This window comes from Nocardioides currus (assembly GCF_003057875.1).
GTDB lineage: Bacteria > Actinomycetota > Actinomycetes > Propionibacteriales > Nocardioidaceae > Nocardioides > Nocardioides currus.
The window spans coordinates 270,191-290,864 of record NZ_PYXZ01000005.1; the positions used below are offsets into that span (position 1 = coordinate 270,191).

Below are 20,674 nucleotides of genomic sequence, written 5' to 3' on the forward strand. Positions count from 1 at the left end.
GCGTCAGCGCCCGCTCATCCTCCTCGCAGGGGATCTCGGGCGACCGTGCCGAGGAGCGCGTCGCGGACCGCGTGGGCGGCCTCGGCGGCCCGGGTCTCCGACAGCGCCCCGGCGTCGCGTTCCTGGACGTAGAACACGTCGACCGCCTGTGGCCCCAGCGTCGAGACGTGCGCCGAGCGCACCGACAGCTCGAGGGCGGCCAGCGCCTGGCAGACCAGCCACACGACGCCGGGCCGGTCGTCCATCCGCACCTCCAGCACGGTCGAGCGGCGTGACGCGTCGGCGCGTACGACGACGACGGGCTCGAGGCGGGTGGGGGCCGGTCTGCTGAGCCTGCCGGCGGCGTCGAGCCGGCCCTCGCTGATCGCGACCAGCCGCTCGCGCAGCACCGCCGCGTCGAGCTCGGGCTCGGCGACCTCCCACACCGACGCGCCGACGACGGCGCCCGAGCCCTCCTGGGCCCACGCCCGCGCCGAGCGGACGGTCACCCGCTGCAGCGCGAGCACGGCCGCGGCATCGGCCAGCAGCCCCACCCGGTCGGGGGCCAGCACGACCACCCGCGCGCCAGCGTCGTCGGGCTCGACGGCGACGGACACTCCCCCGCGGCGTACGACGTCCGGCACCGGCAGGTCGCCCGACTCCATGGCGTACGGCGACGCCTCGCCACCCACGGCGGCCAGCGCGTGCCGGTGCAGCCGATCGACCAGCCCCGCTCGCCACGCCGACCAGGCCTTGGCGGACGCCGCCCGGGAGTCGGCCTCGGTCAGGGCGCGAAGCAGGGCCAGCGCCTCGGCGCCGGGGACCTTCGCGAGGAGCGCCTCCACGGTGGCGGGGTCGTCCGGGTCGCGCGAGGTGGCCATGGCCGACAGCAGCAGGTGGTGACGCACGAGCAGGGCGACCAGGTCGGCGGCCGCGGCGTCGAACCCCATCCGGGTCGCGATCTCGCGGGCCAGCGGCTCGCCGGCGATCGAGTGCTCGGTGAGCTGGCCCTTGCCGATGTCGTGCAGCAGGGCGGCGACCAGCAGCACGTCGGGGCGTGCGACGTGGCGGATCAGCGCCGCGGCCTCGATGCAGGTCTCGATGACGTGCCGGTCGACCGTGAAGCGGTGGATGGGCGAGGCGTGGGGCAGCGTTCGGATCCGGTCCCACTCCGGCAGGATCCCGGCCACGGCGCCGGTCTCCTCGAGGGTCTCCCAGACCGGGAGCAGCCCGCGACCGCTCGCGAGGAGGCTGACGAGGGCGTCGCGGGCCTCGTCGGGCCACGGGTCGGGCAGCGGAGGGCACTCCCGCACCAGCCGTGCGGCCGTCGCCGGGGCCAGCACGACGTCGCGCTCGGCGGCCTCGGCGGCGGCCCGCAGCAGCATGACCGGGTCGAGGTCGGGCCTCGCCCTGGCGTCCAGCACCACCTCCCCCCGGGAGAGGGCGATGCCGGGCGCGATGGGTTCGAGCTGGGGCCGGCGCGCGCCCCGCACGGAGACCGGGCGGGCCAGCACGTCCTCGACGCGCCGCCACGTCAGCCGGGAGAGGTGGCTGATGCGACGACCGATCTCGCGCACGTGCCTCTGCGCGGCCTCGGCGTCGTCGAGGCCGAGCGCATCGGCGAGCGGCGCCCAGACCTCGGGAGCGATGCGGTCGCTCGCGCGGCCGATCTCGGCGTGGAGGAGGTCGCGCACGTCCAGGAGCGACTGGCGCGCCGACTCGAGCTCGAGGCCGCTTGCGTCGACCAGCCAGGTCGCCTCCAGCGCCTTCAGGACGGTCGCGTCCCGCAGGCCTCCCTCCGACTCCTTGATGTCGGGCACCGACGCGTGCGCGAGCTCGCCGACGACCTCGTGCCGCTTGGCGACCAGGTCGCGGAGCGCGGGCAGCCGCTCGCGTGCCTGGCGGCGCCACGCCGCGAGCATCGTCGCGCGCAGCCGCAGGGTGAGGTTGGGGTCACCGGCCAGGTGCCGGATGTCGAGCAGGCCGAGGGCCACCTTGAGGTCGTCGCCGGCTGCGGTGGTCATGTGGCTCATCGAGCGCACCGAGTGGTCCAGGCGCGAGCCCGAGTCCCACAGCGGATACCAGACCTGCTCGGCCACGGCCCCCGGGTCGAGGCCGTCGTCGTGCACCAGGACGACGTCGAGGTCGGACTGGGGCGCGAGCTCGCCACGGCCGTAGCCGCCGGCCGCGATCAGCGCGACGCCCGTGTCCGGACCCCCGGCCCGGTCGTAGGCCGCCCGGCAGAGCTCGTCCGCGGCCTCGGTCCTGGTCGTGCGCTCGATCGCCGTCATCGGCTCAGATCGCACCCTCGTCGCGCTCGCCGGTGCGCACCCGCACGACCGAGTCGATGGTCGAGGTCCACACCTTCCCGTCGCCGATCCGGCCGGTCTGGGCGGCGGCGACGATGGTGGCGACGACCTCCTCGGCGTCGGCGTCGTCCACCGCGATCTCGATGCGGATCTTGGGGACCAGGGCGATGTCGTACTCCGCGCCGCGGTAGACCTCGGTGTGGCCCTTCTGGCGGCCGTAGCCGCTGACCTCGGAGACGGTCATGCCGGTGACACCGACGGTCTCGAGGGCGGAGCGGACGTCCTCCCACGTGTGGGGCTTGATGACGGCGGTGACGAGCTTCATGGTCGGGCCTCTTCGTGTCGTCGGGTCCGGGCTGGATCGAGCCTAGGACGTGGACAGGACGTGGACAGGACGTGGACAGGCTCCCGCCCCGCCGGGTCGGACCCGGCGGGGCGGGAGCCTTGCGCGTCAGTGGTGACTCAGTGGTGACTCAGATGGCGGCCTCGTCCGTGTCACCGGTGCGGACGCGGACCACGGTGTCGACCGGGCTGACCCAGACCTTCCCGTCGCCGATGCGTCCCGTCTGGGCCGTCTTGACGACGATCCCGACCACGTCCTCCGCGTCGGCGTCGTCGACGACGATCTCGATGCGGATCTTGGGGACCAGCGCGATGTCGTACTCCGCGCCGCGGTAGACCTCGGTGTGGCCCTTCTGCCGGCCGTAGCCGCTGACCTCGGAGACGGTCATCCCGGTCACCCCGAAGGTCTCGAGGGCCTCGCGGACGTCCTCCCACTTGTGCGGCTTGATCACCGCGGTGACGAGCTTCATGCGTTCGCTCCTTCCGTGCTCGGCTTGCCCACGGGGGCGGGGCTGACGGTGCTGGCGGCCAGCACGCTCTTGCCGCCACCGCTGGCGCTGGTGTGCAGGTCGTACGCCGTCTCGCCGTGCTCGGCGAGGTCGATGCCGTTGACCTCGTCCTCCTCGTCGAGGCGCAGGCCGATCGTGTACTTGATCGCGAGGCCGATGACCAGGGTGAGGACGCCGGAGTAGGCGACCGCCACCAGGGCCCCGAGCGTCTGGTCGCCGAGCGAGCCGAACCCGCCGCCGTAGACCAGGCCGTCGATGCCGCCGGCACCCTCGGACGTCGAGAAGACGCCGATCAGGATCGTGCCGATGATGCCGCCCACCAGGTGCACACCGACCACGTCGAGCGAGTCGTCGTAGCCGAGCTTGTACTTCAGGCCGACCGCCCAGGCGCACACGCCGCCGGCGATCAGGCCGATGGCGACGGCACCGGAGAGGTTGACCGCGCCGGTGGCCGGCGTGATGGCGACGAGTCCCGCCACGATGCCGGACGCGGCGCCGAGCGAGGTGGCCTTCTTGTGGAGCAGTCGCTCCACCACGAGCCAGCCGATGATGGCGGCCATCGTGGCCAGCGTGGTCGTGGCGAAGGTGCGGCCGGTCTCGAGGGGGAACTGGGTCTCCGGGTCGTCACCGAAGACGATCGAGCCGACGTTGAACCCGTACCAGCCCATCCACAGCAGGCCGGCGCCGAGCATGGTCAGCGTCAGGTTGTGCGGGCGCATCTGCTCCTTCGGCCAGCCGATGCGCTTACCGAGCAGCACCACGAGGACGAGGGCCGCCACACCGGCGTTGATGTGGACGGCCGTGCCGCCCGCGTAGTCCTGGGCGCCGATCCGGCCGCAGATGAGCGAGTCGTCGGTGCAGCTGAAGACCATGTGGGCCATCGGGAAGTAGACGATCACGGCCCACAGCGGCACGAAGACCACCCAGGCGGAGAACTTCAGCCGGTCGGCGACCGCACCGCTGATGAGCGCCGCGGTGATGATCGCGAAGGTCATCTGGAACATCACGAAGATGTAGTCGCCGGTCGACACGCCGTCGAGCCACAGCAGCTCGAACGGGTTGGCGAAGATCGTGCCGTCGCCGCCGAAGCCCATCGACCAGCCGATCGCGACGTACAGGATGCCGACGATCGCCGCCGCGACGTAGGACATCATCATCATGTTCAGCACGGACTTGGACCGCGACATCCCGCCATAGAACAGGGCGAGCGCGGGCACCGTCATCATCAGGACGAAGGCCGTCGCGATGAGCATGAACGCGTAGTAGCCGTCCACAGAACCTCCAGTTGATCAAGCAGGGAAACGTTCGGGGTGGGCCTCCGGGGGCATGACGCCGCTGTCATGCGAGGAGCCGACCTGATGGCGACAACCCTGCGCCGACGACATTTCGCTGCTCGCCGCTTCATGTTGCGGGCGGGCAACAGATTCGCCGGTCGTGTTACGTCCGTGTGAACTGGTCCGACGCGCAGGTCGCACGCCGCGGCGTGCTCGACAGCGCCCTCGATACACTCCGGGCGTGACCGGAAGCAGCGCCGATCGCACGGCGCGCACCGGCGTCGTGCTCGTCAACCACGACAGCGCCGAGGACACGGTGGGGTGCATCGCCTCCCTCGAGGCCTCCCACGACCTCGACATGGACGTCGTCGTCGTGGACAACTCCGACTCCCCCGCGTCGCTGGCCGCGCTGCGCGACCTGATCGGCGACCGTGCGGCGGTGGTCTCCAGCGGCGGCAACCTCGGCTACGCCGGCGGGTCCAACGTCGGCATCCGCCAGTGCCTCGAGCGCGGCAACGAGTTCGTCTGGCTGCTCAACCCCGACACCCGGATCGAGCCCGAGACCCTCCCGCGCCTGCTGGAGCTGCTGGCCGAGGTGCCCGACTGCGGCGTCGTCGGGCCGCGCCTGGTCCACCCGGCCGCGCCGGGGAGCCCCGAGACGGTGTGGTTCGACGGCGGGATCGTGGACGAGGACAAGGCCGGCGAGACCCGGCACCTGCACCAGGGGCGGCCGACCGGGAAGGTGCCCGCGCCCGTCGCGCGCGACGTCGACTACGTCACCGGCGCGTCCCTGCTGACCCGGCGCACGGTCCTCGAGACGGTCGGGCTGCTCCCCGAGGACTACTTCCTCTACTTCGAGGAGACGCACTGGTGCCGCGACGTGCGCCGCGCCGGCTGGCGGGTCATGGTCGACCAGCGGGCCCGCATGCTGCACCACCAGCGCTCGAGCGGGGCGCTGCCCTCGCCGTACCACCTCTACTACATGACGCGGAACCGCTACCTCTTCGTCGAGCGTGCGCTCGGTGGCGACGGCGAGGCGGCGCTGGCCCAGCTCGAGGGCAAGTGGCTCAAGAACTGGCGGCGCAAGGTGGAGGCGACGGCCCCCGCGTGGCTCGACGAGTTCGACGCGCTGGTGGTGCGCGCGGGCGCCGACGCGCGGGCCGGGCGTGATGGGCGCAATGATGAGGTCTCACACGTGCCGTGGCCGGCCGACGTGGACCGATCAGGAGACGAGGTGGGCAGGCGATGACGACCAAGGGACGCGACGACGTCGCGACGGTCATCGAGCGCACCCTGCAGGGCGGTCCGCGGGTGCTGCACATCGCCCTCGACGCCTCGACCGTCCCCGTGCGCCTCGCGCAGGAGCACGACCGCGAGGTGGAGTGCCTGCGCTGGCCGGTCGAGCCCGAGGAGCCGTGGGGACCCGACGTCGGGCGGGACACGGTGGACGACTGGGCGCAGCCCTTCCTGGTCGCGCCCGTGGACGTGGTGGTGGTCGAGGACGTCCTCGACGACAGCCGCGACGCCGACCAGTTCTTCCGCACCCTCGGCACCGGGCCGCTGGTGCCGGGTGCCCTGGTCGTGGTCTCGGGCGTGCGCGACCTGACCGGACCGATCACGTCGTCCGGCTTCGTGCTCGAGTCGGACGCGGCGGTGGCGCTCGACGAGCGCCGCCACATCACCGTGGCCCGGTTCCCCTCCTTCACCACGGCCCGGCCCCAGTCGCCCGAGGCCGACGAGGCCAGCGCCGCCGAGGTCCGCCGCCTGGCCCACGAGCTCGAGCGCACCCGCGAGCTGCTGGCCCGCGAGCGCGCCACCATCGCCCGCGAGATGCAGTCCGGCAAGGACGAGCTGCTGGCGATGGACCGCCAGATCAACGACCTGCAGGAACGACTCCAGCGGCTGCGCCACAAGAACGTCCTGCTCCGCGCCCGGGTCGCGCAGGTGTCCCGGGAGCGCGACCTCTCGCACACCCAGGTCGCCGCCCTCGAGCAGGACCTGTTCCTGGCCCGCGACTCACGCGCCGTGCGTGCCGTCGCGTCCGTCGTCGAGCGGGCCCGCCGGCGCAAGGACGGGGCATGAGCACCCCATGACTCTCGACGTCCCGGGGCACCCGGCCCACGACGGCGACGACCTCTCCGGGGTCGACCGGCGGCGTGCGGCCTACCGCCAGCTGATCGACGGCGAGCTCGCGACCGGCGACGGTGAGCGAGTCATCTTCTTCGTGCACTCGGTCGACCTGCGCCACGCGACCCCCGACCTCATCGCGGCCGCCGGGCTCGGGCTGGCCCTGGCGGAGCGCGGCTACGGCGTGCGGCTCGTGCCCCGTCACCGCTGGCACCTCGGCGGCGCGGCCGACATCTGGATCGCGACGACGCCCGACGCCGACCCCTCGCAGGCACCTGCGCGGGCCTGGCGGGTGGCGTGGGCCCACAGCGACGTGGCCGCGTGGGCCGAGCTCGACCACCTGATGGCCTACCACCAGATCCTGGTCGGCTCCGAGGTCGGACAGAGCCTGCTGCGCACCACCCCCGCGGGTCGGGTCGACGTGCTCCGCAACGCCGCCGACACCGAGCTCTTCGCGCCGCGCGAGGGGGTCCGGCGCAGCGGGGCCGCCAGCCTCGGGGTGTACGTCGAGCGCGGCCGCGTCATCCAGCCGCTGATCAGCGACCTCCCCATCAGCGTCCCGCTGGCCGTCTACGCCGAGCCGCTGCGCAACATGCGCTCGAGCCTGCTGGGCCTGCTCGAGGAGCCGATCCCGTGGCTGCGCGCGCCCGAGGTGATGACCCGCTCCGAGCTGAGCGTCGTCGAGCTGCCGAGCACCGCCCTCGGGGACGCGACCTTGCCGGCCCACTTCTTCGAGAGCATCGCCTGCGGGTCGCTGCCGGTGCTCAACACCCGCCTCGGGGCGACCGAGTGCGGGCTCGCCGTGCCGTCGTACACCACCTCCGGCGGCCTGGCGAGCACCATCACCGACCTGCTCGCCGACCCGGAGCGGGTGCGCTCGCTGGTCGCCGGGCTGCGCGAGCGGGTGCTGCGCGACCACACGTGGGACGTGCGCGCCCGCGAGCTGGAGGAGCGGGTGGCCGCGGCGCGGCGCGAGCAGGTCGAGGAGCCGCCGCACCGGGCGCTGCACTACTTCCCGGACTACAACCGCGCCAACCCCTACCAGGGCATGCTGTTCGCCGGTCTCGGCAGCGTCGACGCCTACCCGAAGGCCGTCGCGGACGTCATCGACCACCTGGAGACCCGCGCCATCTCGTCGGTGCCGGGCGTGCTCAACATCCACTGGACGACGCCGATCCTGCAGTACGCCACCGGCCCGTTCCGCGCGGCGATCGAGCTCGACCGCTTCAGCGCCGCGCTGCACAAGTTCCGTACCGCGGGCGGGCGGCTGGTCTGGACGCTGCACAACGTGCTCCCCCACGAGGCCCGGCACGTGTGGGCCGAGACGCAGCTCGCGCAGCTGCTCGCCGACCGCGCCGACGTCATCCACGCCCTCTCGGAGATCACCGCGCGCCAGGCCTCCGAGGTGCTGCGGCTCGATCCTCGACGGGTGGTCGTGATCGAGCACTCGAGCTACGTCGGCCGCTACCCCGACTGGGTCAGCCGCGACGCCGCCCGCCAGCAGCTCGGTCTCTCGCCGACCGACACGGTGCTGGTCGCGCTCGGCGGCATCCGCCCCTACAAGGGGCTGGGCCGGCTGCTCGACGTGTTCCACGAGCTCGCCGAGGAGGACCCGAGCCTGCACCTGCTCGTCGCCGGCAAGCCCGCGGTCACCCAGGAGACCGACGGGCTGAAGCGGCGCTGCGAGCAGTCGTCGCGGGTGATCGCAGAGTTCTCCCACGTCCCCGACGACCAGCTCCAGGTCTGGTTCGGCGCGGCCGACCTCGCCGTGCTCCCCTACTCGCGCATCCTCAACTCCGGGGTGTTCTGGCTGGCCCAGACCTTCGGGCTGCCGATCGTCGGCCCGCGCACGGGCGCGCTGCTCGACCTCGCCGACGAGCCGCACGTGCGCCTGTTCAACCCGCGCGACGACCGGTCGCTGAAGGAGACGCTGCGCTCCACGATCACCGAGCTGGTCGACGACCCCGCCCTCGCCGCGGCGGCCCGCGCCTCGTCGTTCCGCGCGGCGCAGTCGCGTCCACCGAGCCGGATGGCCGACGACTTCGCGTCCTCCATGGAGCCGCTGCTGAGCGGTCGCGACCGCGTCGCACGCCGGGCCGCGGGGTGATCGGGTGATCGACCCGCCGATGAACACCGCCGCCCGCCACTCCGTCCGCGACTTGGTGGCGTCCGGCCTGCTCGACCTCGACTGGATCGGGGCCCAGCTCGGCACCCAGCCCGTCTCCGCGGAGGAGGCCGCCCGCGCCGTCATCAACACCCCGGACATCTCGCCGCACCCGCTCTTCGAGGCGACCTGGCTCCCCGGCAAGGGGGTGTGGCAGGCCGGCGACCTGCCGCCCTCCTTGTGGTACGTCACCGAGGGACCGCGTCGCAACCGGCTGGCGCCCCACCCGCTGATCAACACCGAGCGGATCCTCGAGGAGAACCCCGCCGCGCGCGACCACGCGTTCGGTCCCCTGGCCTGGTGGTCGGCGCACGCCACCCGCGAGACCCCGATGCCCGTCCGGCGCGGCTACCCGCACCTGTCGTGGGGCGAGTTCCGCGACAACGCCCTGCAGGCCGCGCGCGAGTGGCAGGTGCTGTCCTACCTCGACGCCAACCCGGGCGCCCACCAGCACTCCCCCGACGCCTCCGGGCCGATCGTCACCGTGCTGATGAGCGCCCAGGACGTCGGTCCGCTCCTCGCCCCCACGATCGCGGCGCTGCAGGACCAGACCCTGGACCAGTGGGAGCTGCTCGTCCTCGACCGCGGCTCGATCGACGCCACCGCCTCGATCGCCGCCGAGGCCGCCGCCCGCGACCCGCGGGTGCGGGTCGTCCTCGGCTCGCGCACCCAGCTGGGCCGCACCCTCAACCGCGGCGTCCAGCGCGCCCGCGGCGAAGTCCTCGCCTTCCTCGAGCCCGGCCACCACTGGCATCCCGAGTTCCTCGCACGCGGCGTCGGCGTGCTGCGGGCCGGCGACCGCTCGGCCGTGCACGCATTCACCGGACCCGACACGCGGCTGTGGGGCGAGCTGGTCACGCCGTCGCAGTTCGACCTCGGCACGACCCTCGTGCGCCGTACCACCCTGGACGAGGTCGGCACCTTCGACGAGGGCGACTCGGAGGAGACGGTCGCGGCGTTCGTCGAGCGGCTCCGCACGTCGATGATCGTGGCGTGGGCCAACCCGCTGGTGCTCGTGCGCGGCGTGAGCGCCGACGCCCCCGCGACCGTCAACTGGGAGGCCGCCCAGGCCGCCGTCCGGGTGGAGGGCCGCACGAGCGTCGTGCTGCCGATGGGCCACGGCTCGCGCGGCACCGTCGACTGGCTGCTCGCGGGCCGGCCCGACGTCGAGGTCGTCGTCGTCGCCACGCGCGACCGACGCGGACCCCACCTGCTCACCTCCGCGCTGGCCGGGCTGCTGCCGTCGGTGACGAGCGTGTCGGTGCCCGCCGGCACCCGCATCTCCGCCGCGACCAACATCGGCATCGCCCACACGACCGGCGACCGGGTCGTGCTGCTCCGCCCCGAGGCCCAGCCCGCCCCCGAGGTGCTCGAGCGGCTCGCCGAGGCGGTGAGCGCCCCGGGCGTCGCTGTCGCGCAACCGCTGGTGCTCGACCGTCGCGGTCTGATCATCTCCGCCGGCGCCGGGTTCCCGCGCGACGACGGACGCCTCGGGCTGCTGTTCGCCGGCCACCCCGCCTCCGACGCCCGTCGCCTCGGCCCCGCCGAGATCCCGGCACCCGCCGGCCCGATGATCGCGACCCGCGCGGAGGCCCTGCTGTCGCTGCACGGGCTCGACACCACGTTCGCCGACGTCCTGGCCGAGACCGACCTCGGCCTGCGGGCGGCGGCCGCCGGTGCCGGGCACACGCTCCTCGTGCCCGACCTGTCGGTCACCTCGCGCACGGCCTTCGCGGAGCCGGCCGACCTCAAGATGGCGATGGCCGCCCTCCGGTCACGTCGCCACACGATCCCGCGCGACCTGACCGACCAGCTGTGGTCCACGTCGGGCTTCGAGGTCACCGGCGTGCGCACCCACCGTGTCTCCGCCGACCCCGACGACCCCGAGTCCGACTCCGTGCTGCTGCAGCAGCAGGTCGTCCGTCACGTCCGCGGCATCGACGAGCAGCCGCCGCGGCTGCGGTGGACGATCGACACCGCCGCCCCCGCCGGCCCGCGCGGCGAGCGCTGGGGCGACACCCACTTCGCCCGGTCCTTGGCGGCCGCGCTCGAGCGCAGCGGGCAGAACGTCTCCGTCGACTCCCGCGACGCCCGCCACCGCTCCTCGCGCGATCACGACGACGTGGTGCTCGTCCTGCGCGGCCTCGACCTCGTCGAGCCGCACCCGACCGCGCTCAACATGCAGTGGATCATCAGTCACCCCGACCTCGTCTCGATGGCCGAGCTCAAGTCCTTCGACCTCGTGTACGCCGCCAGCCTGAGCTGGCCCGCCCGGGTCCGGCGCGAGTGGGGGCTGCCGGTCGAGCCGCTGCTCCAGTGCACCGACCCGCGCTTCTTCCACCCCGACCGCGGCCGGCCGGACACCGGGCCCGCGGTGCTGTTCGTCGGCAACTCCCGCGGCGTCTTCCGCCAGGCCGTCCGCGCCGCCCTCGCCGCGGACGCCGACCTGACCGTCCACGGCGCCGACTGGGACGAGTTCCTCGACCCCGCGACCGTTGCGTCCTCCGGGGTGCCCAACGACGAGGTCGGCGCGCTCTACGCCTCGGCCGGCGTCGTGCTCAACGACCACCACGTCGACATGCGCCGCGACAGCTTCCTGTCCAACCGGCTCTTCGACGCCGCCGCGTGCGGCGCCCGGATCGCCACCGACCCCGTCTCCGGGCTCTCGGAGACGTTCGGCGACCTCGTCCAGCCGTTCCAGGACGAGAGCGACCTGGCGCGGCTGATCACTCCGCCGTACCCCGCCTTCCCCGACGACGCGACCCGCCGCGAGCAGGCGCTGAGGATCATCGCCTCGCACACGTTCGACCAGCGCGCAGAGCGCCTGGTGGCCGACGCCGTCGCCGCGCTGCGCGACCGCGAGCGCCGCGTCGAGCGCTGAGGCGCCGACGCGCGGGGTGACACTGCGCCGCGGTGGCGGCACCTTGCCGATCCGACGGCGCCAACGCTGTGATCTGCCGCCACCCTCACGGGGATCGGTGCCGTGGTGGCGGCACCTCGCCGACGCGGCGGCCCCATGGCTGCGATCTGCCGCCACTCTCACAGGGGACGGTGCCGTGGTGGCGGCACCTCGCCGACGCGGCGGCCCCATGGCTGCGATCTGCCGCCACCCTCACAGGGGACGGTGCGGTGGTGGCGGCACCTCGCCGATCCGACGGCCGAATCGCTGCGATCTGCCGCCACCTCGCCGAGGCGGCGTACGGCGATGCGCCGGCCGAGGCCCCGTCAGCCGCCGAGCAGCGCGTCGACGAAGGCGCCGGCGTCGAAGGGCGCGAGGTCGTCGGCGCCCTCGCCGAGCCCGACGAGCTTGACCGGCACCCCGAGCTCGCGCTGCACCGCGACGACGATGCCGCCCTTGGCCGACCCGTCGAGCTTGGTGAGAACGATGCCCGTGACGTCCACGATCTCGCTGAAGACCCGCGCCTGGATCATGCCGTTCTGACCGGTGGTCGCGTCGAGCACGAGAAGCACCTCGGTGACCGGGGCCTGCTTCTCGATGACGCGCTTGACCTTGCCGAGCTCGTCCATCAGCCCGGCCTTGTTCTGGAGCCGCCCGGCGGTGTCGACGAGCACGGTGTCGACGCCCTCCTCGACGCCCTGCTTGACCGCCTCGAAGGCGACGCTGGCGGGATCGGAGCCCTCGGGCCCGCGCACCACGTCGACGCCGACCCGTTCGCCCCACGTCGCGAGCTGCTCGACGGCGGCGGCGCGGAAGGTGTCGGCCGCGCCGAGCTTCACGGTGCGGTCCTCGGCGACGAGGATGCGCGCGAGCTTGCCGACGGTGGTCGTCTTGCCGGCGCCGTTGACGCCGACGACGAGCACCACGCCGGGCTTGCCGTCGGCGCCGCTGACCTGCAGCCGGCGGTCCATGGTCGGGTCGACGAGCTCGAGCAGCTCCTCACGCAGCACCGCGCGCGCGTCGGCGGGCTGGCCCTCGACCCGCAGCCGGGAGCGGAGGCGCTCGACCAGCTGGGTGGTGGGCGCGACGCCGATGTCGGCAGTGAGCAGGGTGTCCTCGATCGACTCCCAGGTGTCCTCGTCGAGCCGGTCGCGGCTCAACAGCGCCAGCAGTCCGCGGCCCAGGGTGCCCTGCGAGCCGGCGAGCCGCTGCCGCAGGCGGACCAGGCGCGACGCGGTGCCCTCAGGCTTCTCCAGCGTCGGCGCTGCGGGAGCGGGAGCCTCGGCCTCCTCGACCGTGCCCGCACCGGGCTCGGCCGGCGCCTCGACGTCGGCGGGGGCGCCCGGCTCCGGCGGCGCGATGACGTCGGTGCCGCGACCCGGCGGCACCTTGCGCCGGCTGCCGGTCAGCAGACCGACGAGCACGAGCACGCCGACGACGGCGATGCCGATGATCAGGTAGAGCCAGTCACCGAGGAAGTCCATGGCGCAATCCAACCACGCAGCAGCCGCCCTCTCGCGCCCGGTGGGAGCGAGGTCGATCAGGCGCGGATGTCCTCGTGGTCGCCGATGGTCGGCAGCGAGTCGACGCCCTTGCGCATCGCGTCGCCGAGCTGCGGGACGACGGGCAGGTCCTCGCCCCGGTGCGGGTAGGCGACGTACAGCACGACAGCCGCGGACACGACGAGGATCAGCAGCATCATGAGCGTGATGGCCAGCATGGTGTTCAACTCCCGAGGATGCGGTGCGGTCCCGACCACGGTGACACACGCGGGGCCGTGACCACGACTCCCCGCCCGCGCCCCGGGTGTGTCGCCGCCCACACCGTGGATGACACGCTCAGCCCTGCTCAGCCTCACCGAGCGGTGAGTGAGCCACGCTCCCCCGTCGAGGAAGGTGGGTCAGGCACCGCTGGGGCACCGCTGGGGCACCGCGAGGCAGCCCATGCCGGGCGCGCGAGCGGGCGATCAGCGCAGCAGCGGTTCGACCGCGATCCGGATGACGTCGGGGATCGGTACGACGGGGCGCTGGCCCGCGCCGTGGGCGTTGTCGACGTAGACGTGCACGAACCGTCCCTCGGCGGCCGCCTCGTCGGACTCGCCCTGGAAGAGCCCGATGCGGTAGATGACGGAGGACGTGCCGACCTTGTCGACGACCATGCCCATCTCGATCGGCTCGGGGAAGCCGATCTCGCGGAAGTAGCGGCACGACGTCTCGGCGACCACGCCGATCTGCGGCAGCGCCCGCACGTCGACGCCGGTCCGCTCGTAGAGGTGCGCGTTGACGGCCGTGTCGAACAGCTCGTAGTACGTCGCGTTGTTCAGGTGGCCGTAGGCGTCGTCGTCGCGCCAGCGGGTCGTCGCGGTCCGCCAGGCGACATAGTCGGCGCGCGTGGGGCGGGGCGTGCTCACGCCGGCTCCCGCTCGAGCCGTTGGGAGATGACCGCGGAGACGCCGTCGCCGCGCATCGTGACGCCGTAGAGCGCGTCGCCGACCTCCATGGTGCGCTTCTGGTGGGTGATCACGAGCAGCTGGGAGTTCTCCCGCAGCTCCTCGTAGATCTCCAGCAGCCGACCGAGGTTGGTGTCGTCGAGTGCGGCCTCGACCTCGTCGAGGATGTAGAACGGCGAGGGCCTGGCCTTGAAGAGCGCGACGAGGAAGGCAACGGCGACCAGCGACCGCTCGCCACCGGAGAGCAGCGAGAGCCGCTTGACCTTCTTGCCGGCCGGGCGGGCCTCGACCTCGATCCCGGTGTTGAGCATGTCGTCGGGCTCGGTGAGAACGAGCCGGCCCTCGCCACCCGGGAAGAGCCGCGCGAAGGTCGCGTCGAACGCCTTCTCGACGTCGGCGTAGGCCTCGCGGAAGACCTGCTGGACCCGGTCGTCGACCTCGCGGACGATGTCGAGCAGGTCCTTGCGGGTGCGTCGCAGGTCCTCGAGCTGCTCAGTGAGGAACTTGTGCCGCTCCTCCATCGCCGAGAACTCCTCCAGCGCCAGCGGGTTGACCCGCCCCAGCATGGCGAGGGCACGCTCGGCGGTCTTGAGCCGCTTCTGCTGCTCCTCGCGCACGAACGGCACCGGCTCGGGCGCGATCTCGTCCTCGGCCACCTCGCCGAAGAACGGCACCAGTGTCTCGGGGCCGTAGTCGCTGACCAGACCGGCGGCGTCCATGCCCAGCTCCTCGAGCGCGCGCTCCTCGAGCTGCTCGATGCGCATCCTCTGCTGGGTGCGGGCCATCTCGTCGCGGTGGACGGAGTTGACGAGCTCGTCGTGCTCACGGCCCAGGTCACGCAGGGACGTGCGGGCCGTCAGCAGCTGCTGCTCGCGCTCCTGGCGGGACTCCTCGACGGCGGCGCGCGCGTCGGCGGCCAGCATCACGCTGCGCTCGAGCCGCACGAGCACCGCGGTCACCCCGGCGTTGACCGCCTCGGCGGCGGCCCCTTCGCGGATCAGCCGCTCGCGGCGCTCCGTGGCCCGGGCGCGTGAGTCGCGCTCGGCCTGCGCCGCCCGCACCAGCGAGTCGGCCCGGCCGTGCAGGGCACGGGCCCGCTCCTCGGTGGTGCGCAGGGCGAGGCGTGCGTCCATCTCACCCTGGCGGGACGCCTTGGCCGCCTCGACCAGCCGGTCGCGCTCGGTGAGGTCGGGCTCCTCGTCGGGGGCCTCCTCTGCGGTCGCGAGCCGCTGCTCGAGGTCGACCAGGCCGGCGCTGTCGGCCTCGCGGGCCGTCTCCGCCGTGGCGATCGCACGCTCGAGCCGCTCGGCCTCGCCGCGGGCCGCGCGCGCCTGGGAGCCGTGCTGGCCCAGCTCCTCGGCGACGGCCGCGAGCGTGGCGTCCGACTCGTGGAGCTTGGCGAGCGCGACGTCGGCCCGCTTGAGCGCGTCGTGCCGCTCCGCCTCGAGGCGCGAGATCTCGAAGCCGAGGCGTTCGGTCGAGGCGGTGGCCTCCTGCAGCTGGGTCACGGCCTCGTCGACGGCCGCCTGGATCTCGAGGAGGCTGGGCTGGCTGGAGGAGCCGCCGGCCGCGAAGTGAGCCCCCATCAGGTCGCCCTCACGGGTCACGGTGGTCACGTCCGGCAGGTCGGCCACCAGCGCCCGGGCCGCCGCGAGGTCGTCGACCACCGCGACCTTGAACAGCAGTCGCGCGACCGCGGCGCGGATGTCGGCGGGTGCCTCCACCACGTCGAGGGCGTACGTCGCGTGCGCGGGCAGCGAGGGCCACGCGGTGTCGTCCGTGGGACCGCCCCCGAGGAGCAGGCCGGCCCGCCCGAGGTCGTCGCCCTTCAGGTGGGCGATCGCCTCGACGGCGGCGTCGGCCCCGGTGACCACGACCGCGTCGGCGGCCGTGCCGAGGGCGGCCGCGACGGCGGCCTCGTAGCCGGACCGCACGCTCAGCAGGGCGGCGACGGACCCCAGCAGCCCGGACACGGAGTCGGTGGCCGCGAGCAGGGCGCCGGCGCCGTCCTTGCGGTTGAGGCCGAGCTCGAGCGCGTCGCGGCGTGCGACCAGCCCGGCGCGGTCACGGTCGGCCTGCTGGGCCTCCTCGCGCGCCTTGGCGAGCCGCTCGTCGATGTCGTCGAGGGCGGCGACGGCGGCCTCGTGCTCCGCGTCGAGCCCCTCCTCGCCGGCGTCGAGCCCGGCGACGCGGGTCTCGAGGGCCGTGAAGTCCTTCTGGGCGCGGGCGGCGCGGGCGAGCGCCTCCTCGCGGGCGGAGGTGAGGCGGCCGATCTCGTCGGCGGCGGCAGCCGCGCGCGACTTCAGGGCGTTGACCTGCCCGTGCAGCCGGGCGAGCCCCTCACGGCGGTCGGCCGCCGCCCGGACCAGCCCGGCGATGCGGCGCTCCTCCTCGGCCGCGGCCTCCTCGGACGTACGCCGCTCCCCCACCGCGGCCTCGAGAGCCGCCCGGTGCTCCTCGACCTGCGCGGCGATCTCCGCCTCCTGCGCGCGCACGCGCTCGGCCTGGGCCTCGAGCTCGTCGGGGTCCCGACCCGAGTCGACCGTGTCGGACTCGGCGGCCCCGGCCGCGTTGCGCAGCCGCTCGGCGGCCAGGGACTGCGTGCCGCGGAGCCGCTCCTTGAGCCCGGACAGGGCGAACCACGTCTCCTGTGCCTGCGCCAGGGCAGGGAGGTCGGTGCGGAGCGCGGCCTCGATGGCGCTCTCCTGCTCGCGCGCCTGCTCGATCGCGGCCTCCACCTCGGCGCGCCGCTCGACCAGGATCGTCTCGTCGGCCATCTCCTGCTCGAGGGCCTGCCGCGCGCGGACGAGGTCGTCGGCGACGAGCCGCGCACGGGCGTCACGCACGTCGGCCTGCACGGAGGCCGCCTTGCGGGCGACCTCGGCCTGACGGCCGAGCGGCTTGAGCTGGCGGCGGATCTCGGTGAGGAGGTCGTTGAGCCGGGTCAGGTTGCCCTCGGTGGAGTCGAGCTTGCGGAGCGCCTTCTCCTTGCGCTTGCGGTGCTTGAGGACGCCGGCCGCCTCCTCGATGAAGCCGCGGCGGTCCTCGGGGGTCGCGTGCAGGATCGTGTCGAGCTGGCCCTGGCCGACGATGACGTGCATCTCGCGCCCGATGCCCGAGTCGCTGAGCAGCTCCTGCACGTCGAGCAGCCGGCAGCTGCTGCCGTTGATGGCGTACTCCGAGCCGCCGTTGCGGAACATCGTGCGCGAGATCGTGACCTCGGCGTACTCGATGGGCAGCGCCCCGTCGCTGTTGTCGATCGTCAGCGCGACCTCGGCACGACCCAGCGGCGGGCGACCGCTGGTGCCGGCGAAGATGACGTCCTCCATCTTGCCGCCGCGCAGCGACTTGGCGCCCTGCTCGCCCATCACCCACGCGAGCGCGTCGACGACGTTGGACTTGCCGGAGCCGTTGGGGCCGACGATGCAGGTGATCCCGGGCTCGAGCTGGAGCGTCGTCGCGGACGCGAAGGACTTGAAGCCCTTCAGCGTCAGGCTCTTGAGGTACAACGTGCAGCTCCCCTGCAGGTTTCCGGTGGGCGCGATGGGACGGACGAACGCGGCATCCTCTCAGACTCCCGCGCGTGGCTGGGGAAGCACGACCACCCTAACGGCCCGGACTGGCCTCGTCGGGGACCTCGACGACGCCCGCCTCGTCGGCATGCGCGATCTTCGCCAGCTCGCGCCACACCAGCGCGAGGGTGAGACCCGAGCCGATGAACGCGAACCACCACGGCGCCGTGACGCCCCACTGGCGCGCGATCAGGCCGCCGAGGAAGGAGCCGGCCATCATCCCGCCCATCACGCAGAGCATGTAGACCGACCCCACCCGCCCCTGGAACTCGGTGGGCACCGCGCGCTGGCGCACCGCGTTGGACAGGGTGCCCCAGACGAACGCATAGGCGCCGAAGAAGAACATCAGCGGATAGGCGGCGTACGGCGAGGTGGTGAGCGCCATCGCCAGGTGAAACACCACCTCGCAGGCCAGCACGGCGCGCATCAGCGTCGCCAGCGGGACCCGTTTCTCGATCCGGCCGTAGGAGAAGGTGCCGAGCAGTCCGCCGAGCGCGGACGCCGTGGTCAGCAGGCCGAAACCGGCCTCGTCGATGCCGACGCGCTGCAGCGCCCACAGCACCAGCACGGCCCACGGCGCGGCCCAGGTGACGTTGAACGCGACGATGACCAGCGCCAGCGTGCGCACCGGGCCGTTGCCCATCAGCCAGCGCACGCCCTCGACGATGTCCTGCCGGACGTGCGTGTCGACGTGCTCGCGCACGGCGCCCTTGGGCGTGGCGATCCGGGAGACGAGCACGACCCCCATGCCGACGCAGATCGTCTGGACGAGGAACGGCCAGGCCATGCCGGCGGTGAAGAGCACCGCCCCGACGGCAGGCCCGACGAGCTGGTTGGCGGTCAGGAAGCCGGCCATGATCCGGGCGTTGGCGACGCCGAGGTCCTCCTTGTCGACCAGCATCGGCGTCAGCGTGCTGGTCGTGGTGTCGGCGAACACCTCGGCCACCCCGACCAGGAACATCGCGACCAGGACGAGCCAGATGTTGACCTGGCCGGTGTAGATGACGGCGCACAGGCCGGCGAGCACGACGGCTCGCGCCCCGTCCATCACCATCACCACGAGCCGCCGGTCCAGCCGGTCGGCCAGGGCGCCCGCGATCAGCCCGAAGAGCAGCCACGGCAGCAGGCGGGCCATGGTGGCCGCCGCGACCAGGGTCGGGTCATGGGTCTGCGACGCGACGAGGAGCGGCCCCGCGGCCATCATCAGGCCGTCGCCGATGTTGGTGGTCCACGACGACGCCACCAGCCACCGGAAGCTGCGACCGAGCCGCTCGGGGAAGACGGTCTCGACCAGGCGGCTCACAAGACGAGGAGGCTACCGATCCCCCGCCCTCCGCGCCTCCGAGATATCGGCCCCTTTCCCCGGCCCACGGATCGTGGTCACATGGCCTGACTCCGCCGGGCCATCCGGGCACGGCGTGGACTCAGGGGGACGCACATGATCCGAACGACACTCGTGGCCGTGGCCGCCGCGGCAGCGCTCGTCGGCCCGACGGTCGCGGCCGAGGCGACCGTCGCCGAGCAGGCCAGGTCGATCGCCGGCTCCTGGAAGGGCGGGGTGTACGGCGACAACGGCGCCTCGGCCGGCTACACCGCCAAGGTCACCATCCGGAAGAACGCTCGGGGGCGCTGGACCGGGAGGGTGTCCTACCCCGGCATGTGCTCGGGGAAGTGGGCCATGCGCGGGAAGTCCGGCGGCGCCGTGAAGTTCGTCGAGCGCATCACCCGCGATCCGGCCGGCGGCGTCACCTGTGTCTCGCCCGTGAACGCAAAGGTCAGGCGCGAGGGCGCCAAGCTCCGGGTCACGTGGACGGAGCCGCGCTCCGGCGACAGCGCGACGATGCTGGCCAAGAAGGTCTGAGAGCCGGCCAGCGGCCCCACCGCCCTCAGGCCGGGAGCATCTCCGCCTCGAGGATCCCGGCCTCGAGCTCGGCCGTCGCCTGGGCGGCGCGGAGCCGGTCGTTCTCGGCCTGGAGGCGGAGCACCAGCGTCTCGAGCTCGGCCACCCGGCCGCGCAGCCGCTGGTTGTCCAGACCCAGGCGAGGGGAGACGCGTTGGTCGCTGTGGAGGTAGCCGATCAGCGCCTTCGCCATGAGGTGCGCCCCTTCGAGGAAATCAGTGAGGTCGCGGGATACGACCGTCTACAAGAGTCCCACCCGGCGTCGCGCGGGTCAATGTGACGCGATCGGTTTGCGACGCGCCCGCGGGGGTCGCTGGCACACGGGGCAGAAGAAGGACGACCGGTTCATGAAGCTCGCGCGCCGCATCGGCGTGCCGCAGCGGTCGCACGGCTCTCCCTCACGCCCGTAGGCGTGCAGCGACCGGTCGAAGTAGCCCGACTCCCCGTTGACGTTGACGTAGAGCGCGTCGAAGGACGTGCCGCCCTGACCGAGGGCGTCTCGCATCACCTCGGTGGCCTGGGTGAGCACGTCGGTCGCCTGCGTGGCCGTGAGACGGTCGCCGGGTCGGTCGTAGTGCAGCTGCGAGCGCCACAGCGCCTCGTCCGCGTAGATGTTGCCGATGCCCGAGACGAGGTTCTGGTCGAGCAGCTGTCTCTTGACCCCGACCGCACGTCGTCGCATGCGGCGCGCGACCTCGACGAGGTCGAACTCGGGGTCGAGCGGGTCGCGACCGATGTGGGCGATCTCGCTCGGCAGCCCCGCGCCGCCCTGGGAGACGAGGAGCCCGCCGAACATGCGCTGGTCGACGAAGCGCATCTCGAGCGGCTCGCCGGCGGCGTCGGTGAGCCCGAACCGCACCCGCAGGTGCCGCTCGTCCTCCGCCCCGGGCCGCTGGAGCAGCATCTGCCCGCTCATGCCGAGGTGGCCGAGCACGGCGTCGCCGGAGTCGAGGGCGACCCAGAAGTACTTGCCGCGGCGGCGTACGGCCTCGATGCGGCGCCCGACCAGGGCGGCCACGAACCCGTCGGACCCGCGGGGGTCGCGCCGCAGCGGTCGCGGGTGGAGCACCTCCACGGCGGTGACCGCCGCACCGGTGACGTGGCGGGCGAGGCCAGCGCGGACGACCTCGACCTCGGGGAGCTCGGGCAC

The 20,674-nt window shown here is 73.3% G+C and carries 16 protein-coding genes; 5 read left to right on the forward strand and 11 right to left on the reverse strand.

The window, feature by feature from the left end; all coding sequences use genetic code 11:
• Positions 1-14 precede the first annotated feature (14 nt).
• The 4 genes from C7S10_RS13360 to C7S10_RS13375 all read right to left on the reverse strand — a co-directional run bounded on the left by C7S10_RS13360 (position 15) and on the right by C7S10_RS13375 (position 4,413).
• The gene (locus tag C7S10_RS13360) at positions 15-2,270 is read right to left on the reverse strand and encodes a [protein-PII] uridylyltransferase (protein ID WP_108344925.1); all 2,256 of its coding nucleotides are present in this window, start codon (positions 2,268-2,270) and stop codon (positions 15-17) included.
• Between the two features lie 4 nt (positions 2,271-2,274).
• Positions 2,275-2,613, reverse strand: a complete 339-nt coding sequence (locus C7S10_RS13365) for a P-II family nitrogen regulator (protein WP_108344926.1) — start codon at positions 2,611-2,613, stop codon at positions 2,275-2,277.
• 148 nt (positions 2,614-2,761) lie between these two features.
• Positions 2,762-3,100: a P-II family nitrogen regulator gene (locus C7S10_RS13370; RefSeq protein ID WP_108344927.1), complete on the reverse strand. Its 339-nt coding sequence runs from the start codon at positions 3,098-3,100 to the stop codon at positions 2,762-2,764.
• On the reverse strand, positions 3,097-4,413 hold the full coding sequence (locus C7S10_RS13375) for an ammonium transporter (protein ID WP_207769371.1): 1,317 nt from the start codon (positions 4,411-4,413) through the stop codon (positions 3,097-3,099). The genes C7S10_RS13370 and C7S10_RS13375 overlap by 4 nt, the downstream gene beginning before the upstream one ends.
• A 241-nt stretch (positions 4,414-4,654) precedes the next feature.
• On the opposite strand from C7S10_RS13375, the gene C7S10_RS13380 reads away from it, so the two are divergent.
• Genes C7S10_RS13380 through C7S10_RS13395 form a run of 4 tightly spaced genes read left to right on the forward strand, consistent with a single transcriptional unit; the run spans position 4,655 to position 11,585 of the window.
• Positions 4,655-5,662 (forward strand): glycosyltransferase family 2 protein, encoded by a 1,008-nt coding sequence (locus tag C7S10_RS13380; RefSeq protein WP_165807145.1) that lies wholly within the window; start codon positions 4,655-4,657, stop codon positions 5,660-5,662.
• The gene (locus tag C7S10_RS13385) at positions 5,659-6,495 is read left to right on the forward strand and encodes a hypothetical protein (protein WP_108344929.1); all 837 of its coding nucleotides are present in this window, start codon (positions 5,659-5,661) and stop codon (positions 6,493-6,495) included. Before C7S10_RS13380 ends, C7S10_RS13385 begins: the two co-directional genes overlap by 4 nt.
• A gap of 7 nt (positions 6,496-6,502) precedes the next feature.
• Positions 6,503-8,647, forward strand: coding sequence for a glycosyltransferase (locus C7S10_RS13390; RefSeq protein ID WP_108344930.1), 2,145 nt, complete (start codon positions 6,503-6,505; stop codon positions 8,645-8,647).
• Positions 8,648-8,651: 4 nt separating this feature from the next.
• Positions 8,652-11,585 carry a glycosyltransferase gene (locus C7S10_RS13395; RefSeq protein WP_133176514.1) on the forward strand — a complete coding sequence of 978 codons (2,934 nt, stop codon included), beginning with the start codon at positions 8,652-8,654 and terminating at the stop codon, positions 11,583-11,585.
• Between the two features lie 344 nt (positions 11,586-11,929).
• On the opposite strand, the gene ftsY is transcribed toward C7S10_RS13395, so the two are convergent.
• The 5 genes from ftsY to C7S10_RS13420 all read right to left on the reverse strand — a co-directional run bounded on the left by ftsY (position 11,930) and on the right by C7S10_RS13420 (position 18,927).
• Positions 11,930-13,087, reverse strand: a complete 1,158-nt coding sequence (gene ftsY, locus C7S10_RS13400) for a signal recognition particle-docking protein FtsY (protein WP_108344932.1) — start codon at positions 13,085-13,087, stop codon at positions 11,930-11,932.
• 56 nt (positions 13,088-13,143) lie between these two features.
• A complete protein-coding gene (locus C7S10_RS13405) occupies positions 13,144-13,332 on the reverse strand; it encodes a hypothetical protein (RefSeq protein ID WP_133176515.1) in 189 nt (62 codons plus the stop codon).
• 237 nt (positions 13,333-13,569) lie between these two features.
• Positions 13,570-14,013 carry an acyl-CoA thioesterase gene (locus tag C7S10_RS13410; RefSeq protein WP_108344934.1) on the reverse strand — a complete coding sequence of 148 codons (444 nt, stop codon included), beginning with the start codon at positions 14,011-14,013 and terminating at the stop codon, positions 13,570-13,572.
• Complete coding sequence (gene smc, locus C7S10_RS13415) at positions 14,010-17,561, reverse strand: chromosome segregation protein SMC (protein WP_108344935.1); 3,552 nt, start codon at positions 17,559-17,561, stop codon at positions 14,010-14,012. Before smc ends, C7S10_RS13410 begins: the two co-directional genes overlap by 4 nt.
• A 97-nt stretch (positions 17,562-17,658) precedes the next feature.
• Positions 17,659-18,927 (reverse strand): MFS transporter, encoded by a 1,269-nt coding sequence (locus C7S10_RS13420; RefSeq protein WP_108344936.1) that lies wholly within the window; start codon positions 18,925-18,927, stop codon positions 17,659-17,661.
• 135 nt (positions 18,928-19,062) lie between these two features.
• Between C7S10_RS13420 and C7S10_RS13425 the strand changes: the two genes are divergently transcribed.
• Positions 19,063-19,485 carry a hypothetical protein gene (locus tag C7S10_RS13425; RefSeq protein WP_133176516.1) on the forward strand — a complete coding sequence of 141 codons (423 nt, stop codon included), beginning with the start codon at positions 19,063-19,065 and terminating at the stop codon, positions 19,483-19,485.
• Between the two features lie 25 nt (positions 19,486-19,510).
• Here the strand turns inward: C7S10_RS13425 and C7S10_RS13430 are convergent, their stop codons facing one another.
• Entirely contained in the window at positions 19,511-19,717 is a 207-nt protein-coding gene (locus tag C7S10_RS13430) for a hypothetical protein (RefSeq protein WP_108344938.1), read from the reverse strand.
• Positions 19,718-19,795: 78 nt separating this feature from the next.
• Positions 19,796-20,674: a bifunctional DNA-formamidopyrimidine glycosylase/DNA-(apurinic or apyrimidinic site) lyase gene (gene mutM / locus C7S10_RS13435; RefSeq protein ID WP_108344939.1), complete on the reverse strand. Its 879-nt coding sequence runs from the start codon at positions 20,672-20,674 to the stop codon at positions 19,796-19,798.

Bases quoted from the DNA above. Each gene is read 5' to 3' on its own strand.
- C7S10_RS13390 (WP_108344930.1), top strand. From the start codon at position 6,503: ATGACTCTCGACGTCCCGGGGCACCCGGCCCACGACGGCGACGACCTC.
- C7S10_RS13365 (WP_108344926.1), bottom strand. From the start codon at position 2,613: ATGAAGCTCGTCACCGCCGTCATCAAGCCCCACACGTGGGAGGACGTC.
- C7S10_RS13430 (WP_108344938.1), bottom strand. From the start codon at position 19,717: ATGGCGAAGGCGCTGATCGGCTACCTCCACAGCGACCAACGCGTCTCC.
- C7S10_RS13360 (WP_108344925.1), bottom strand. From the start codon at position 2,270: ATGACGGCGATCGAGCGCACGACCAGGACCGAGGCCGCGGACGAGCTC.
- C7S10_RS13425 (WP_133176516.1), top strand. From the start codon at position 19,063: ATGATCCGAACGACACTCGTGGCCGTGGCCGCCGCGGCAGCGCTCGTC.
- C7S10_RS13370 (WP_108344927.1), bottom strand. From the start codon at position 3,100: ATGAAGCTCGTCACCGCGGTGATCAAGCCGCACAAGTGGGAGGACGTC.
- ftsY (WP_108344932.1), bottom strand. From the start codon at position 13,087: ATGGACTTCCTCGGTGACTGGCTCTACCTGATCATCGGCATCGCCGTC.
- C7S10_RS13385 (WP_108344929.1), top strand. From the start codon at position 5,659: ATGACGACCAAGGGACGCGACGACGTCGCGACGGTCATCGAGCGCACC.